This is a genomic window from Actinophytocola sp. KF-1 (genome assembly GCF_054661535.1).
Genome location: NZ_BAAFVK010000006.1, coordinates 265,740 through 279,010 on the forward strand (window position 1 = coordinate 265,740; position 13,271 = coordinate 279,010).

The following is a 13,271-nucleotide window of genomic DNA, read 5'->3' on the forward strand; positions in this document are numbered from 1 at the left end:
TGGTTGGAGGGCACGCCCATCAGGGAGAAGCCGCGACGCGGTGCGCTGCCGGGAATGCGAGCCGCGAGGCTGTGGACAACCCCCTCACACGGCACGGCGCTGTCAGTGGTGGCCGGTAGCGTGGTTCGAGGGGGCCGGAGGCCGCGCCCCGCGGCTCGCACCGGTCCAGACGATGCTCCGCCCCTTCGCGACGGAGCCGCGCGCGACAAGCCCGCAGTGTCGGTTGCCGGAGCATGGCTCGATGGTGCTCAGACCCTGTGGCGCGACGGCCTGTCGGGCCTCGTTCAAGCGGGGCCGCACGTCTGTGGACAACCCGTTCGCGCGGGCCCGGCGTCGTCGGTACCCGCCGGTAGCGTGGTTCGAGGGGCCGGAGGCCATCACACAGCTCGCAGCGGTTCAGACGATGCCCCGCCCCTTCGAGACCGAGCCGCGCGACCACGTTCGAGCAAGCTCCGCAGTGTCGGTGCTTGGTTCGAAGGGCGTTCAGCCCCCGTGGCGCGACGACCTGCCGAACCCCGTTCAAGCGGGGCCGAGCCTGTGGACAACCCGCGCACACGAGCCCGGCGTTGTCGGTGGTCGCCGGTAACGTGGTTCGAGGGGGCCGGAGGCCGCGCCCCATCAGGGGCGGGCGGCTGCTTCCGCCAGGTTGCGCATGCCGTCCTCCAGTTCGCGGACCCGTTCCGCGGGCACCTCGAAACCCGCCGACGCGAGCCAGTTCGCCAGCATGCGGTGGCCGCCCTCGGTGAGGACCGACTCCGGGTGGAACTGGACGCCCTCGATGGGCAGCTCGCGGTGCCGCATGGCCATCACGACACCGGTGTCCGTCTCGCCCGTCACCTCGAACTCGTCCGGCACGGTGTCCGGGAGCACGGTCAGCGAGTGGTAGCGGGTCGCGGTGAACGGGTCCGGCTGGCCGGCCAGCACGCCGACGCCCTTGTGGTGGACCTGGCTCGTCTTGCCGTGCAGCAACTCAGGCGCGCAGCCGACCGTGCCGCCGTACGCGACGCCGATCGCCTGGTGGCCCAGGCACACGCCCAGCAGCGGCCTGGCCGCCGCCGCGCACCAGTGCACGACCTGAATGCTCGCGCCCGCCCGCTCCGGCGTGCTCGGGCCGGGGCTGAGCAGCACCGCATCGACGCCGTCGAGCACCTCCGGGGAGGCCAGCTCAGGGGCGTCGTTGCGCAGCACGACGCACTCCGTCCCCAGCTGGGCCAGGTACTGGACCAGGTTGTAGACGAAGCTGTCGTAGTTGTCGACGACCAGGACGCGCATACGTCAGACGATACTGGCCCGGTCTACTGCTCGGTCGTGACGTTGTTGAACGGCAGCAGCGGCTCCGCCCACGGGAACACCACGAACATCAGCAACGCGATCACGCCCGCGACCAGTGCCAGCGCGAGCACGATCCGCACGGCCACGGGGCCCGGCAGGTGCCGCCAGATCCACCCGTACATCAGGCGGTCTCCTTCATCTCCGGCGGCGTCCAGTCGGGCTTGGCCGGGTCCTTCTGCCACTGCTTGACCAGCACGGCGTGCACGATCAGGCGTTCCTTGTCCGAGAACCTGGGGTGGCACGTCGTGAGCGTCATCAGCGCGACCTGCTCGCCGGCGCTGGGCACCACGTCGGCGCCCGGCACCGGGGCGATCACGGACCCGTCGGTCGGCGGCACGATCGTCTGGCCGACGACCTTGTCGTAGGGCGCGCCGAGCACCGAGACGCCCTTGCACTGCGCCTCCTTGCCCTTGCCCTCGGCCCAGCCCGCCTTCTCCTCGGCCTTCGGCAGCGCGCGGTACACGAACCAGTTGTCCGCCGTCTCGACGACGATCGCGTCGCACGAGTTGATGAGGTTGATGTCGTTGAACGGCGCGCCCTTGCCCACCCGGTGCCCGGCGACGGAGAAGTTGCCGGTCTGCCCCGGGTACGCGGTCTGCGTGTAGTGGCCCGGCCCGATCTCCAGGCTCTCCTCGGTGGTGCCCTCGACGATCGTGAAGTGGTAGTCGGCGCCGAACGCGGGGATGTACATCTTCGCGAAGCCGTCGCCCTCACCGAGGCCGTCGAAGTGCTCCTGGCGCTCCTGCTTCCACTTGTCGTCCAGCGCGACCGTCGCGTCCTTCTGCTTGCCCGCGGAGATCACGTCGGTCCAGTAGACCTCGTAGACCACGAACAGCAGGACGACGACGCCCAGCGTGATCAGGACCTCGCCGAACGTCCGCACGGCCGTGCGGAGCGGGTCCTTGGGCGGCGGCGCGGGCGGGCGCACGCGCGGACGGGGGGACGGAACGAGGTCGCCCAGGTCGCCGGAGATCCGACCCGCGCCGTGACCGATGTGTTCCACGGTGCCCACGCGCGCTCCTCTCGGTCCCCGACCTATTGGTTCGCCGAGGCCCTCGGCTACGTTAACGTGTTGCAGAGTGGTGTTCGTGCCGGTTCCTACGCATGAGGCGCGCGTCGGGTTCAGGCACAACACTGTCGCGCCCAAAGTTACACGCCAGTGAGGACTCCGATGCCCAAGTCCAAGGTCCGCAAGAAGGCGGTCTACACGCCACCCACCGACCGCCGCACGCCGGTGAAGGTGAAGTCCGCGGGTCCCTCCCACCCGATCTACGTCGTGGTGATGCTCGGGCTGATGGTCGTCGGCCTCGCGTGGCTGGTGGTCAACTACATCGCCGGGGAAAGCATCCCTTTCATGGCGGACCTCGGCAACTGGAACTTCGCGATCGGCTTCGCCCTGATGATCGGCGGGCTGCTGATGACGATGCGGTGGCGCTGACCTGCCTGCGCTCTACCGGCAGTAGGTCCGCGTACACCCGGTTGGCCCAGCGTGATTGAACCACAAGGGTGTAAGTCATCCCCAGTGTGGACAACTGCTGTGGATAACTCTGGTTGACCGCCTTCGTGAATTCGGAGCGTGACGACGCCCGTGGCCCAGCCATCAGCGAAAACGTGGGCTCCGCAGCCCTCCGTCGTGGTCCTGGCCTGGGTACTGGCCGTGGTGGCCGCCGCGGGCGCCGTCTTCACCGATGACCCACCCGGTCGGGTGTTACTCGGGGTCGTGGCCTTGCTGATGGCCCTGGCCGCCGTGTTCGCCACGGTCGCACGGCCGCGGCTCGCCGCCGACCACGAGGGCGTCACCGTGCGCGGGCTCACCGGCGCCAGGACGTGGCGGTGGGGCGAGGTGAACGTGCGGCTGGTCCGCACGCGCCGCCTCGGCCGCGACACCGCCACCCTCGAGGTCGACGCGGACGGCGCCGAGCCGCCCGCCCTGGTCGTGCTGGGCAGGCTGGACCTCGGCGCCGATCCCGAGGACGTCGTCGAGGAGCTGCTGGCCCTGCGGACCTAGACGTCGTAGCAGATCCCGCGGTCGAACGACGTGATCTCGCAGTGCACGCCCATGGTGGCCGCGCTGGTCACGAGCATGACCACCAGCAGCACGGCGATCGCGGCGCACGCGATCGTCTGGAAGCGCACCAGGTGCTGGCGGGGCGCGTAGACCAGCGCTGCCGTCGCCAGCGCGCCGATCACCAGCCCGCCGAGGTGGCCGAGCAGGGAGATGCCCGGCAGCGCCACGCTCAGGAAGATGTTGATGCCCAGCAGGGTCAGCACCGGCGCGGGGTTCAGCTTGGCGCGGAACACCACCACCGCGATGCCGCCGAACAGGCCGTAGATGGCGCCGGAGGCGCCCGCGACGCTGCCCATGGGGTCGCCGAACAGCATCACCGCGGTCGACCCGCCGAGCAGTGCCAGCAGGTAGACGACCAGGAACCGGGCCCTGCCCAGCGCTACCTCGAGGTCCCGCCCGATGACCCACAGGGCGAACATGTTGAACACCAGGTGGACGGGCCCGTAGCCGCCGTAGTTGCCGAAGTGCAGGAACCCGGACGTCAGCAGGCGCCAGAACTCCCCCGCCGCGACCGTCCCCGGGATGAGCGTGCCCTGCATGAACAGCTCGGAACGCTGGTTGTCCGTGATGCTGCCCGCCTGCAGCGCGGTGGCCACGAACACCAGCACGTTGATCCCGATGAGCGCGGGCACCACGACGAGTGCGCGCCCACCGGGCCGGGTCCGCGCCCCGCCGGTGTTCCTGGCGGGGCGGACCGTCTTGTTGCCGTCGGCGACGCAGTCGACGCACTGGTAGCCGACGGAGGCCTCACGCAGGCAGTCCGGACAGGCCGGCCGGTCGCACCGCACGCAGCGCAGGCCGGTCGGCCGGTCCGGGTGCCGCACGCAGGCCGGCAGGTCCTGGTGCCTGTTGACGGACACTCAGCCCTCGCGTTCGACGGTGACCCGTTCGACGACGATGTCCTCCAGCGGCTTGTCGTGCGGCGGCGCCGTCTTCGTCGTGGCTATGGTGTCCACGACGTTGCGCGACTCCTGGTCCGCGACCTCGCCGAAGATCGTGTGCTTGAAGTTCAGCCACGTCGTCGGCGCCACCGTGATGAAGAACTGCGAGCCGTTGGCGTCCCGGCGGCCGGGGTTGGCCATGCCGAGCAGGTACGGCTTGTTGAACTGCAGTTCCGGGGTGAACTCGTCGGCGAACTCGTAGCCGGGGCCGCCGCGGCCGGTGCCCGTCGGGTCGCCGGTCTGGATCATGAACCCGTCGATGACGCGGTGGAAGATCATGCCGTCGTAGTACGGGCCGGAGGTCCCGCCCTTGGCGTTGCGCGGGCTGTAGGACTTCGTGCCCTCTGCCAGGCCGACGAAGTTCGACACGGTCTTGGGCGCGTAGTCAGGGAAAAGGTTGATCCGGATGTCGCCCTTGGTGGTGTGGAGGGTTGCCGAAACCTTCACCCCGACGAGGGACTCGTTGCTGTCTGCCACCCGGTCATCGTGCCATCCACAGCGAGATCGGTCCGGAAGGGGCAGGATGGTAGGTGTCCGATAAGCCACCCTGGAGCAGACTATGGACGATGTGAAGGCCATGACCCGGGCCGGAGAGACGGTCGGCAAGGCCGCCCGCTCCGGCTGGCGTTCGGCGCGCCACAACGCGAAACGTGCTGGTCTTGCCGGCGCGGAGGCCACGTCCCGGGCCGCGCAGGCCGCCGACCGCAAGCTGACGGAGCGTGGGCTCGCGCCTCGCCAGGTCGCGGAGGCAATCGCGGAGGGCGCCGAGGTCGCGCGTCAGGAGGTCGTGAAGACCACCCGGCGTGCGCGGCGCAAGCTGGCGAAGACGGCGAAGCACACGCGGAAGGACCTCGCCAAGGCCGCGAAGCAGGCCCGCAAGGACGCCGCGAAGAGCAAGACGGCGAAGCAGGCGCGCAAGTCCGTCAAGCAGGCCAAGGCGGACGCGAAGAAGCTGAAGTCGCAGGTCAAGGCCGAGGCGAAGGCGCTGAGGACGCGTGCCGCCGGGGCGGTCGGCGCCAAGCCGAAGCCGAAGCGCCGTTGGCCGAAGGTGATGCTGCTCGTGATCATCGCGAGTGGGATCGCGTACGTGGTGCGCAGCAAGGCGTCGGCACAGGAGCAGTCCGTGCCGGAGCCGCGCCGGGACGAGACCGCCAAGCCGGAGACGGCGAAGGCGGACGCGGAGGCCACCGCGAACGCGCAGCTGAACGGCCAGCACCAGAAGTCGTCGTCCGCGAAGAACTAGCGGTGACACCATGAGGGCCCGCCGGTCACGTGCCGGCGGGCCCTCGGTGTGTGTCTAGAGGCCGAGCGCGCCGATCGACTCCTGCGCGATCTGCTTGGCCTTGATCGTCTGCTCCTGGTTGGTGGTCACGACGACCGCGGTGCCGCCCTTGGCGACCGCGTACACCGCGCCGGTGTCCTTGGCCTCGGAGCCGCCCTCCCAGCCGCCGGACAGCTCGGCCGGGTTGGAGGTCGCGACCGGCGCGGCGGCGTCGACCAGGCCGCGGGCGACCGTTTCCTCGCCGTTGTAGACACGCACGGTCAGCTGCACGTTGCCGTCCGGGCGGTAGAAGAAGCACGCAGGCGGGTCGTCCGCCGAGGTCTGCACCTTGGACACGCGCTGCCCGTTGGTCTCCTCGACGTAGGCTTCCTCGAGGTAGGGGCAGGGCCCGTCGGCGGTCGGCTCCGGGTCCGGCGGGAGCTGGACCGGCGCCTCGCTCGTCGTCGTGGACAGGGTCTCGGTGGCGACGTCGTCCGTGGCGTTGTCGACGGGTTTCGCCGTGCACGCGGTGAGCGCGGCCAGCAGCACGGGCCCGAGCAGAAGCACGCGTTTCATAGGGCGGAGAGTCAACCACACGCGTTGTCGCCCGAGACCGAGGGAGTCACGATGTTCCGGAACCTCTTCCTGCTGCTGGTCGCCGAACCGGCGGAGCCGGTCGTGCACGCCGACGACCTGTCGACGACGACGATCGTGCCGGTGACGTCGGTCGACGAGGCGGTCGCCGTGGTCGGGTCGGCGGGTGAGCTGGACCTGATCGAGCTGTACGGCGGGCTGGGCATCGACGCGGCGGCCGCGGTCGTCGCGGCCGCGCCGGGGGTGCCGGTGGGGTTCGCGGGAGCGGTCGAACCGTCACCCGCCGTGGGGGTGCTGTTCGAGGACCCGGCGCCGAGGACCTGGCGGTTCGGCAGCGCGACGGTGGCCACGGTCGCCTCCGCGGACGAGGCGCCGGCGGCCGCGGCGGCGCTGGTGGCGGGTGGCGCCACCCGCATCGAGCTGTGCGGTGGCATGGGGCCGGTGCCGGCGGCCGCCGTGCGCGCGGTGGTCGACGTGCCGGTGACGACGGTGCTGTTCGGATTCGAGTCCTTGCCGTCGGCGGCGGCGTACCGCGCCCGCTTCGAGTCGTCACTGACGCCGAACGGCTGATTGCACAGCGTGATCCTCCCGTTAACGTGAAATAGAGTCACGTTCTTCGGGAGGATTCACATGGTTCGGAGAGTCGCCCTGCTCGTGTCCGCCCTGGTGATCGCGCCGCTGCTCACGGCGGTGCCCGCCCAGTCCATCCCCGCGTGCCTGGCCGGGTACCAGTGCACGCGCATCTACTACTCGGACATCACCTACGAGACGCCCGTCGGCGGCTACACCAGGTTCTGCGACGGCACCACCGACCGCTGGGGCACCACCAGCGCGTACGTGGAGACCATGCAGGCCCAGTGCAACTGATTCAGACGAGCGCGAACCGCTCGGAGTGCACCTGGCGTTCCGGGACGCCGAGGGCTTTGAGGCTCGCGCGCACGGTCGCCGTCATGGCGGCGGGACCGCAGACGTAGACGTCGCGGTCGGTGAGATCGGGGACGAGACCGCGGAGCCCGTCCGGGGTGAACGGGCGGGCTCCGTCGGCTGTCCGGCCCGTGAGCAGGTGCAGCCGCCCGCCGCGGGCCGCGACGAGCGACCGCACCTCGTCGAGCAGCACGGCGTCGCGTTCGTCGCGCACGCGGTAGAGGACGACGACGTCGCCCGGCATGCCCTCCTCCAGCAGCGCGCGGATCGGTGTGATGCCGACCCCGCCCGCGATGAGGAGCGTGCCGCGGCACGTGCGCTGCAACGACGTGAACGCGCCGTACGGCCCCTCCAGGAACGCCCGGCTGCCGACGCGGAGGTGCCGCAGGCTCGCGCTGGTGTCGCCGACGGCCTTCGCGGTGAGGCGCAGTTGGCCACCGCCCGGCGCGGCGGAGAGCGAGAACGGGTTGGCGCGCCACCAGCCGTGGTGCCCGGGGAAGCGCCACACGAAGAACTGGCCCGCTCGCGCGGGCAGCCGGTCCAGATCGCGGCCGGTCACGTACACCGAGACCACGTTGTCCGACTCCGGCACCACGGCCTCGACCCGGAACTGGTGCCGCCGGTTGCGGACCAGCGGCAGCACCACACGCCCGGCGATCAACGCGCCGAAGGAGAACAGCCACAGCACCCACCAGTAGGCGAACGCGAACGGCGACGACGTGAACGTGGTGGTCTCCAGCAGCTGGTGCGTGAACGCGAGCGCCAGCACCACGTACACCAGCATGTGCAGCGCGTGCCACGTCTCGTACCGCAGCCTGCGCCGCACGGACCGCGTGGAGACGGTCGCGACCACCACCACGAGCAGCGCCGCGCACATGCCGAGCAGCGAGGCGGGCACCCCGGCCAGCGCGAGGAAGGTGCTGATCATCGACGCGTCGTCGAGCACCGCGTAGCCGAGCACCACGATGAACGCGTGGGTCAGGATCGTCCAGAACAACCCGAACCCCACCCACCGGTGCCACACGGTGAGCCGGTCCATCCCGATGCGGCGATCCAGCCACGGCAGCCGCGCGATCAGCAGCAGCTGGATGAACAACAGCAGGGCGGCGTGCAGCCCGAAGAACTTCGCCACCGTCAGCACGTCGTTCTTCCCCGCCCCCGCGGTGAAGAACAGCACCTCCACGATCACGACGTTGACGAGGACGAACGTCCACAACGCCCACCGTGCCCGCACGACCATCGCAACTCCCGTCCCCTGTGACATCCGATGACACGCGGGAAAGCCGCGAAGGGTTCAGAGGAGGAGGTCGTCTGCCCGCTTGTCCGGCAACCACTGCCCGAAGGGGCGAAGGCGACGTCGGCAGCACGCCACACGTCTATTGAGGACGATGACACCATGCGCAGCGCGATTGTTTCACGGGAAACCGCGCCGGCTGTTCAGGTGACTTTCGTGGAGACGAGGGGAATCGAACCCCTAACCCCTGCCTTGCAAAGGTGCTTGCAGTTACGCGCCGCGACCTTGATCTCCACCTTGCTAGACGCTGAGTGAGTTTCTGACCGATCTTGGCCGTGATTCCCCGTGGCTCCCCCCTCCTCCGGGCACGTGAGGGGCACGACAGGGGCACGGCCCTGAGCTGTGCTTTCGTCTAGCTCACGAGCTGTCCAGTCTCGTCGACGCCTACTCGCCGCCGTCCCCTCGCCCCGGCCGCACTTAGCACCGGGTCGCCAGTGTCAAGGGGCGAGCGAAGCTCGATCGCGTCAGCGACACGAAGTGCCCTTGATGCTGGCGGGCCGGTGTTAAACGATCACCGGGCGTCTGAGGGGTCGGCATTCGTGAGGCGCTGGTACCAACGCTGGCTCATGGCAAGCCGCGTGCTGTAAGCCTGAAGTCGCCGACCGGCGGCTGTGAGCGGAGCGGCAGGCCGTCCGGTCGGCTGCGGCGCGCTTGCGCGCCGCCTTGATCCCATAGAGCCAGGTTCGGCAGTAGAGCGACGTCGAACATCACCGCTCACCCGACGGAACTGCCGGTGACAGGGACGCCGACCTGCTCTGGTTTTCTCGCGGTTGGCGACCTCGGTCGGGTGGCTCACGTTGACGGTGACTCAAGTGCGGCTTACTGTCGCCGTGCCCATATGGCAAGAGGCCACGCCGCATCGATCCGTTTGGGCAGGTCGCCGAGCGAAGAGCAAGCTCCCGCCCGGCGACGCCCCTAGTGATCCAGATACTCGATGATCATGCGGATGAGCGCGATGATCTGAATCACCAGGCCGATGGTGCTGAGCCGGGCAGGGCTGCAATCCCTGTTCCGGCCAGCCCGCGATCTATCGTCGCGGTCATCGCCCTCTTCTTCGTGGCGCTTGGCCACCCTCGCCTCCTGTACCGGCTGTCTCATTGACGTGAGCCGGAGCCGGTATGCCCGGCCCAACCGGTCGAAGGTCGGGCACGGCGCGAGGCTGGTCGAGCTGCCATTGGCACCACTGGCTGCGGTGCGTGCGAGGAGTTTGAACCACCAGTCGGCCACGCGCAAAACACCCCTGTGGACAGGCTGTGAACAGCCACACCTGTACGTCCCCAGGTAGCGCTGCCACCTGGGGACAACCTGGGTACTCGCATCCCGTCTGCGGTCAAACCCGCAGGTCACAAGCCATATACAGGCGGTGTGGAAACTAACCCGGCGTGTTGCGCGCACCTCGGCGTGTCGCGGGCTCAGCGTGGTGCATCCCCCCGGGCAAGGATCAAACGTTTGTTCGAAGCATGCAACCTAGCTAGAGGTAGGCGAACAAGTCCATGGATGTCGTGATCACATCGGGTTCATGCGCATCGAGGCTGGGTATCTTCGCCGGTCTATTCGCGTAGCCACTGACGCGAACGGACGCGGCATGCGCGGCTTGAACATCGGTAGTTGACTCGCCAACCAGGACGCTTTGCGATGCGGCGACGTCGAGCCTGCCTATGGCCTCAGCGACCAAAAACGGACTGGGCTTGAGCAGTGTGACGTCTGCACTGGCACGTGCCGAGACGACATCGATGAACGCACGTAGATCATGGATGTCGAGATAGGTCTCGACAGCGACACAGCTGTTGTTGCTCACCACCGCCACGTTCGGGCGTCGCTTGGGCGGATTGCACCGCCTCGACTTCATGCGCAGTAAAGGCTGCTTCTATGTAGCGCGCCTCATCGTGGCCGAGTTTGGCGGCATAGAAGAGCACATCGAACGGGTCGTCAGAGGTTTGAACGTCCGGTGGCAGGTCGACGTGGTTGCCCTCGGCAAGGATTCTCCGAAGTTGATCGGCGACCACAGACGCGGGGATGCCCGCGAAGACTGAGCAAAAAACTCAAGCTCAACATCACTTCCACGAGTCCACTCAAGGGCCCGAAGTAGCTAGGGCACGCGAGGGGCACGTTCCGTCGTGACGTGATGAACCCCAAGGGGAGCAAGCCCAATCAATCGTCAGTTGACTAGGACTTTCTCCCTCGACAACGTCGTGGAGACGAGGGGAATCGAACCCCTAACCCCTGCCTTGCAAAGGCAGTGCTCTGCCAATTGAGCTACGTCCCCGAGCGCGCGGGCCCCGAGCCCACGCACAGCTGCGGGTGAAGCAGCCGACGTCAGGCCTTCTTGCCGGCGGGCGCGGTGGCCTCACGCCAAAGCTCGTCCTGCGCCTTGGCCGACTTGTTCCGGCGCACCACGAAGAGAACGGTGCCAGCGACAGCCACCAGAGCGAGAAGCTTCTTCACGTCCATTGCCTCCTTCGGCAAACAAGATCAAGCCCAACCACGACCCCTGCGATCCCTGTGGCCGGGGCCCCACAAGTCTGCCACAACCCCCCACCCGGAGGAGGAGCCCCCGCCACAACCACCCCAAGACCCGAAGCCCAGCCCACACGAGAGCCCACCACCAGCGGAGGACCCACCGCGAGACACCGCAAGGGCGAACTGAGCGGAGGCAAGACAACGCAGCGGAGTTCGGAACCCGAGGACGAGACACTCAAGACAAGACAGCCCGAGCCGACGGCCCGAGTAGGGCAGGGCGGGGGCGAATGAGGCACGGCAAGAACGGCAGGCCGCGCCGTAAGCGGCAGGAAGCGGCCGGTAACCGCGGGTACGGCGAAACAGGAACAGCGAGGCCTGTACCGCGGACGCGAGAAACGCAGAAGACGCGGCAGGCGCGGCGACGCGAGACCCAGGAGGGCGAGGTCAGTCAAGCGCAAGGCGGCGAGGCCGAACAGAGCGAGGCGAGAGGGCGCCAATGCCGGGCGCGGCCGGCGGAACCAGCAGGACGTGGCGAGGTGGCAGGCAGAGCGCGAGGCGCCGGGCCGGGGCTCGAACAGATCTCCTGGCTGATGAGCCACAACGCGATGGCGGTGACCGAACTGGTCTACCGCCGTCAGCTCGGGCCAATCATGGAGCACGGTGCTGAAGCGATGGATCGGATCTTCAAGGCATCAGACGATGGACCGAGCGGGTGAATCACCCGATCGAGCCCTCCAACTGCGTAATCAAGCGGTGGTTCGCCGCTTACTCATATGCCCACCGGAACCGTCCGGTACGGCGCGTAGGTAAGGAGAACCCCGTCGATGCCTGATCCCGTCGTGCTAGCAGCGATCATTTCCGCTGTCGGCACCATCATGGCTGCTGTGCTTGGTCGGCGTAGCCGGTCAGGAGGTGATGATCAGGATTGACATCCCTCGGTCATGGCGACCATGTAACTGATTGACGTCTGCCGGTCGTGTCGCCGGATCTGACCCATCCGCGACCCGACCGGCAGACGCATCGCGAACCCCGTCGATTCGCCGTACAGCGGAGGGACCCGCTGACCTTTCGCACCTTACGCGGGTTGTCGGGTAAGCAGACAGTCAGAGACAGGAGGAGTTCGATGGCCCAGTACTGGGGAGCGTCTCAACTTGCCGAGGGACTCGGTGTTGCGACCGGCACCATCACAAAGTGGATCAACCGGTTTGCCGACGCCCTGAATCCGTTCCCTGCGCCCGACGTGGAAATCGTCGAAACCGATGGTCGCGTCACGCGCGGTTGGTCACCCGACCGCTGGGACGAGATCGACCAGTGGCACAAACAACGGCAAGGCAAGACGGAAGTCGGGAACGTGGTCATGACCAGGTACAGCGCAGAACTGTTCTCCTACGAACAGCCTCCTGTACGACGACCGCGATCCCCCGACAATCGACGCGGGCCAGGCTCTTAGTGGCCCAGTTAGAGTCTCAGGGCCGGTTTCCCTGGCTTGGGAAACCGGCCCTGAGATGCGGTGGGCCTAGGAGGACTTGAACCTCCGACCCCTTCGTTATCAGCGAAGTGCTCTAACCGCCTGAGCTATAGGCCCCTGTTGCGAGGGAAACTCTACAACACGGCCGGTTGGGCTCCCAACGGGGTGTCACTCGCGTTCGGCGAGGGTTACCTCCAGGCCTCCGGCCAGGTCGGCGGAGACGTTGTAGATGAAGGCGCCGACCGTGGACAGGGCGCTGAACAGCACGATGTTGACCGCGCCGATGATCGCCGCGACGCCGAAGACCCTGCCTGCGCTGATGAGGGGGGTGCCGCTCTCGTTGGCGCCCTGCAGCAGCTCGTCGGAGATGCCGTTCAGGTTGTCCCACACGCCCATGCCGTCGAGGACGGCGTACAGGATGCCGACGGCTACCAGCCACACGAAGAACAGCGCCACGCCGAGCACGAGCGACAGCTTCAGCACCGACCACGGGTCGAAGCGCTTGATCTGCAGGTTGGCGCGTCGCGGGCCCCTGCCCGGCCTGCGCAGCGCGCTGGGCGCGGCCGCGCTCGTGCCGACCGACCGCAGCGGGCCGGTGCCCGGGTTGCTGCCGTCGAGGTGGACCGTCGTGCGGGCCGCCGACGGGATGCCTCCCGGCGGGGTGCCGGGGGTGGTCGGCAGTGACTGCGGCACGTTGACGGTGGGTGCGTCGGTGCTCGCGCCGAACAGGCGGTTGGCTGCGCTGCCGGTCACCACTGGGCGTTCGACCTGCACCGTCTTCTCCCCCGGCGGTTCGGGGCGGCGGGTCTGCTGGGTCGTGGCCTGGCTGTCGGCCGTCACGCGCTGCCACGGGGGTGGGGTGCCGTGGCTGAGTTCCAGGTCCTCCGCGCCGGCCACGTGTGCGGTGGCCGGCGCGGTGCCGTTGCCCT

At 68.4% G+C, this 13,271-nt stretch carries 19 protein-coding genes and 2 tRNA genes; 8 read left to right on the forward strand and 13 right to left on the reverse strand.

Annotated features, from left to right (window positions below; translation table 11 throughout):
• Window positions 1-618: 618 nt before the first annotated feature.
• From ACYQ77_RS20025 to ACYQ77_RS20035, 3 genes are read right to left on the reverse strand one after another with little or no spacing between them, the layout of a single operon-like run.
• On the reverse strand, window positions 619-1,272 hold the full coding sequence (locus ACYQ77_RS20025; RefSeq protein ID WP_459713433.1) for an aminodeoxychorismate/anthranilate synthase component II: 654 nt from the start codon (window positions 1,270-1,272) through the stop codon (window positions 619-621).
• A 23-nt stretch (window positions 1,273-1,295) separates the two neighbouring features.
• The gene (locus tag ACYQ77_RS20030; protein WP_459713435.1) at window positions 1,296-1,454 is read right to left on the reverse strand and encodes a hypothetical protein; all 159 of its coding nucleotides are present in this window, start codon (window positions 1,452-1,454) and stop codon (window positions 1,296-1,298) included.
• A complete protein-coding gene (locus ACYQ77_RS20035; RefSeq protein WP_459713437.1) occupies window positions 1,454-2,344 on the reverse strand; it encodes a class E sortase in 891 nt (296 codons plus the stop codon). Before ACYQ77_RS20035 ends, ACYQ77_RS20030 begins: the two co-directional genes overlap by 1 nt.
• Before the next feature lie 159 nt (window positions 2,345-2,503).
• Between ACYQ77_RS20035 and crgA the strand changes: the two genes are divergently transcribed.
• Window positions 2,504-2,770 (forward strand): cell division protein CrgA, encoded by a 267-nt coding sequence (gene crgA, locus ACYQ77_RS20040; RefSeq protein ID WP_459713438.1) that lies wholly within the window; start codon window positions 2,504-2,506, stop codon window positions 2,768-2,770.
• 195 nt (window positions 2,771-2,965) lie between these two features.
• Entirely contained in the window at window positions 2,966-3,340 is a 375-nt protein-coding gene (locus ACYQ77_RS20045; protein WP_459713440.1) for a PH domain-containing protein, read from the forward strand.
• Here ACYQ77_RS20045 and ACYQ77_RS20050 read toward each other — a convergent pair.
• Window positions 3,337-4,260, reverse strand: coding sequence for a rhomboid family intramembrane serine protease (locus ACYQ77_RS20050; RefSeq protein ID WP_459713442.1), 924 nt, complete (start codon window positions 4,258-4,260; stop codon window positions 3,337-3,339). The two genes, ACYQ77_RS20045 and ACYQ77_RS20050, sit on opposite strands and share 4 nt — an antisense overlap.
• The gene (locus ACYQ77_RS20055; protein ID WP_459713444.1) at window positions 4,261-4,818 is read right to left on the reverse strand and encodes a peptidylprolyl isomerase; all 558 of its coding nucleotides are present in this window, start codon (window positions 4,816-4,818) and stop codon (window positions 4,261-4,263) included.
• A gap of 82 nt (window positions 4,819-4,900) precedes the next feature.
• Between ACYQ77_RS20055 and ACYQ77_RS20060 the strand changes: the two genes are divergently transcribed.
• A complete protein-coding gene (locus tag ACYQ77_RS20060; protein ID WP_459713446.1) occupies window positions 4,901-5,584 on the forward strand; it encodes a hypothetical protein in 684 nt (227 codons plus the stop codon).
• Window positions 5,585-5,638: 54 nt separating this feature from the next.
• Here the strand turns inward: ACYQ77_RS20060 and ACYQ77_RS20065 are convergent, their stop codons facing one another.
• Window positions 5,639-6,178 carry a DUF2020 domain-containing protein gene (locus ACYQ77_RS20065; RefSeq protein ID WP_459713449.1) on the reverse strand — a complete coding sequence of 180 codons (540 nt, stop codon included), beginning with the start codon at window positions 6,176-6,178 and terminating at the stop codon, window positions 5,639-5,641.
• Window positions 6,179-6,229: 51 nt separating this feature from the next.
• On the opposite strand from ACYQ77_RS20065, the gene ACYQ77_RS20070 reads away from it, so the two are divergent.
• Together ACYQ77_RS20070 and ACYQ77_RS20075 are read left to right on the forward strand one after the other, a co-directional pair.
• Window positions 6,230-6,766: a DUF6506 family protein gene (locus ACYQ77_RS20070; protein WP_459713451.1), complete on the forward strand. Its 537-nt coding sequence runs from the start codon at window positions 6,230-6,232 to the stop codon at window positions 6,764-6,766.
• Between the two features lie 60 nt (window positions 6,767-6,826).
• A complete protein-coding gene (locus ACYQ77_RS20075) occupies window positions 6,827-7,063 on the forward strand; it encodes a DUF6289 family protein (protein WP_459713453.1) in 237 nt (78 codons plus the stop codon).
• A 1-nt stretch (window position 7,064) separates the two neighbouring features.
• Here the strand turns inward: ACYQ77_RS20075 and ACYQ77_RS20080 are convergent, their stop codons facing one another.
• The 3 genes from ACYQ77_RS20080 to ACYQ77_RS20090 all read right to left on the reverse strand — a co-directional run bounded on the left by ACYQ77_RS20080 (window position 7,065) and on the right by ACYQ77_RS20090 (window position 10,212).
• Window positions 7,065-8,360 carry a ferredoxin reductase family protein gene (locus tag ACYQ77_RS20080; protein WP_459713455.1) on the reverse strand — a complete coding sequence of 432 codons (1,296 nt, stop codon included), beginning with the start codon at window positions 8,358-8,360 and terminating at the stop codon, window positions 7,065-7,067.
• A 969-nt stretch (window positions 8,361-9,329) separates the two neighbouring features.
• On the reverse strand, window positions 9,330-9,641 hold the full coding sequence (locus ACYQ77_RS20085; RefSeq protein ID WP_459713457.1) for a hypothetical protein: 312 nt from the start codon (window positions 9,639-9,641) through the stop codon (window positions 9,330-9,332).
• Window positions 9,642-9,885: 244 nt separating this feature from the next.
• Window positions 9,886-10,212, reverse strand: a complete 327-nt coding sequence (locus ACYQ77_RS20090; protein WP_459713459.1) for an HAD family hydrolase — start codon at window positions 10,210-10,212, stop codon at window positions 9,886-9,888.
• Between ACYQ77_RS20090 and ACYQ77_RS20095 the strand changes: the two genes are divergently transcribed.
• Complete coding sequence (locus ACYQ77_RS20095) at window positions 10,205-10,447, forward strand: hypothetical protein (protein ID WP_459713461.1); 243 nt, start codon at window positions 10,205-10,207, stop codon at window positions 10,445-10,447. The genes ACYQ77_RS20090 and ACYQ77_RS20095 overlap by 8 nt on opposite strands.
• Window positions 10,448-10,607: 160 nt before the next feature.
• On the opposite strand, the gene ACYQ77_RS20100 is transcribed toward ACYQ77_RS20095, so the two are convergent.
• A tRNA-Ala gene (locus ACYQ77_RS20100) sits at window positions 10,608-10,680 on the reverse strand.
• Between the two features lie 50 nt (window positions 10,681-10,730).
• On the reverse strand, window positions 10,731-10,859 hold the full coding sequence (locus ACYQ77_RS20105; protein ID WP_396108948.1) for a DLW-39 family protein: 129 nt from the start codon (window positions 10,857-10,859) through the stop codon (window positions 10,731-10,733).
• 551 nt (window positions 10,860-11,410) lie between these two features.
• Here ACYQ77_RS20105 and ACYQ77_RS20110 point away from each other — a divergent pair.
• Window positions 11,411-11,590: a hypothetical protein gene (locus ACYQ77_RS20110; protein ID WP_459713463.1), complete on the forward strand. Its 180-nt coding sequence runs from the start codon at window positions 11,411-11,413 to the stop codon at window positions 11,588-11,590.
• A 407-nt stretch (window positions 11,591-11,997) separates the two neighbouring features.
• Window positions 11,998-12,324 carry a hypothetical protein gene (locus tag ACYQ77_RS20115; protein WP_459713465.1) on the forward strand — a complete coding sequence of 109 codons (327 nt, stop codon included), beginning with the start codon at window positions 11,998-12,000 and terminating at the stop codon, window positions 12,322-12,324.
• Between the two features lie 61 nt (window positions 12,325-12,385).
• Here the strand turns inward: ACYQ77_RS20115 and ACYQ77_RS20120 are convergent.
• Window positions 12,386-12,459 (reverse strand) — tRNA-Ile (locus ACYQ77_RS20120).
• Between the two features lie 51 nt (window positions 12,460-12,510).
• Complete coding sequence (locus tag ACYQ77_RS20125) at window positions 12,511-13,239, reverse strand: DUF3566 domain-containing protein (RefSeq protein ID WP_459713964.1); 729 nt, start codon at window positions 13,237-13,239, stop codon at window positions 12,511-12,513.
• Window positions 13,240-13,271: the final 32 nt, after the last annotated feature.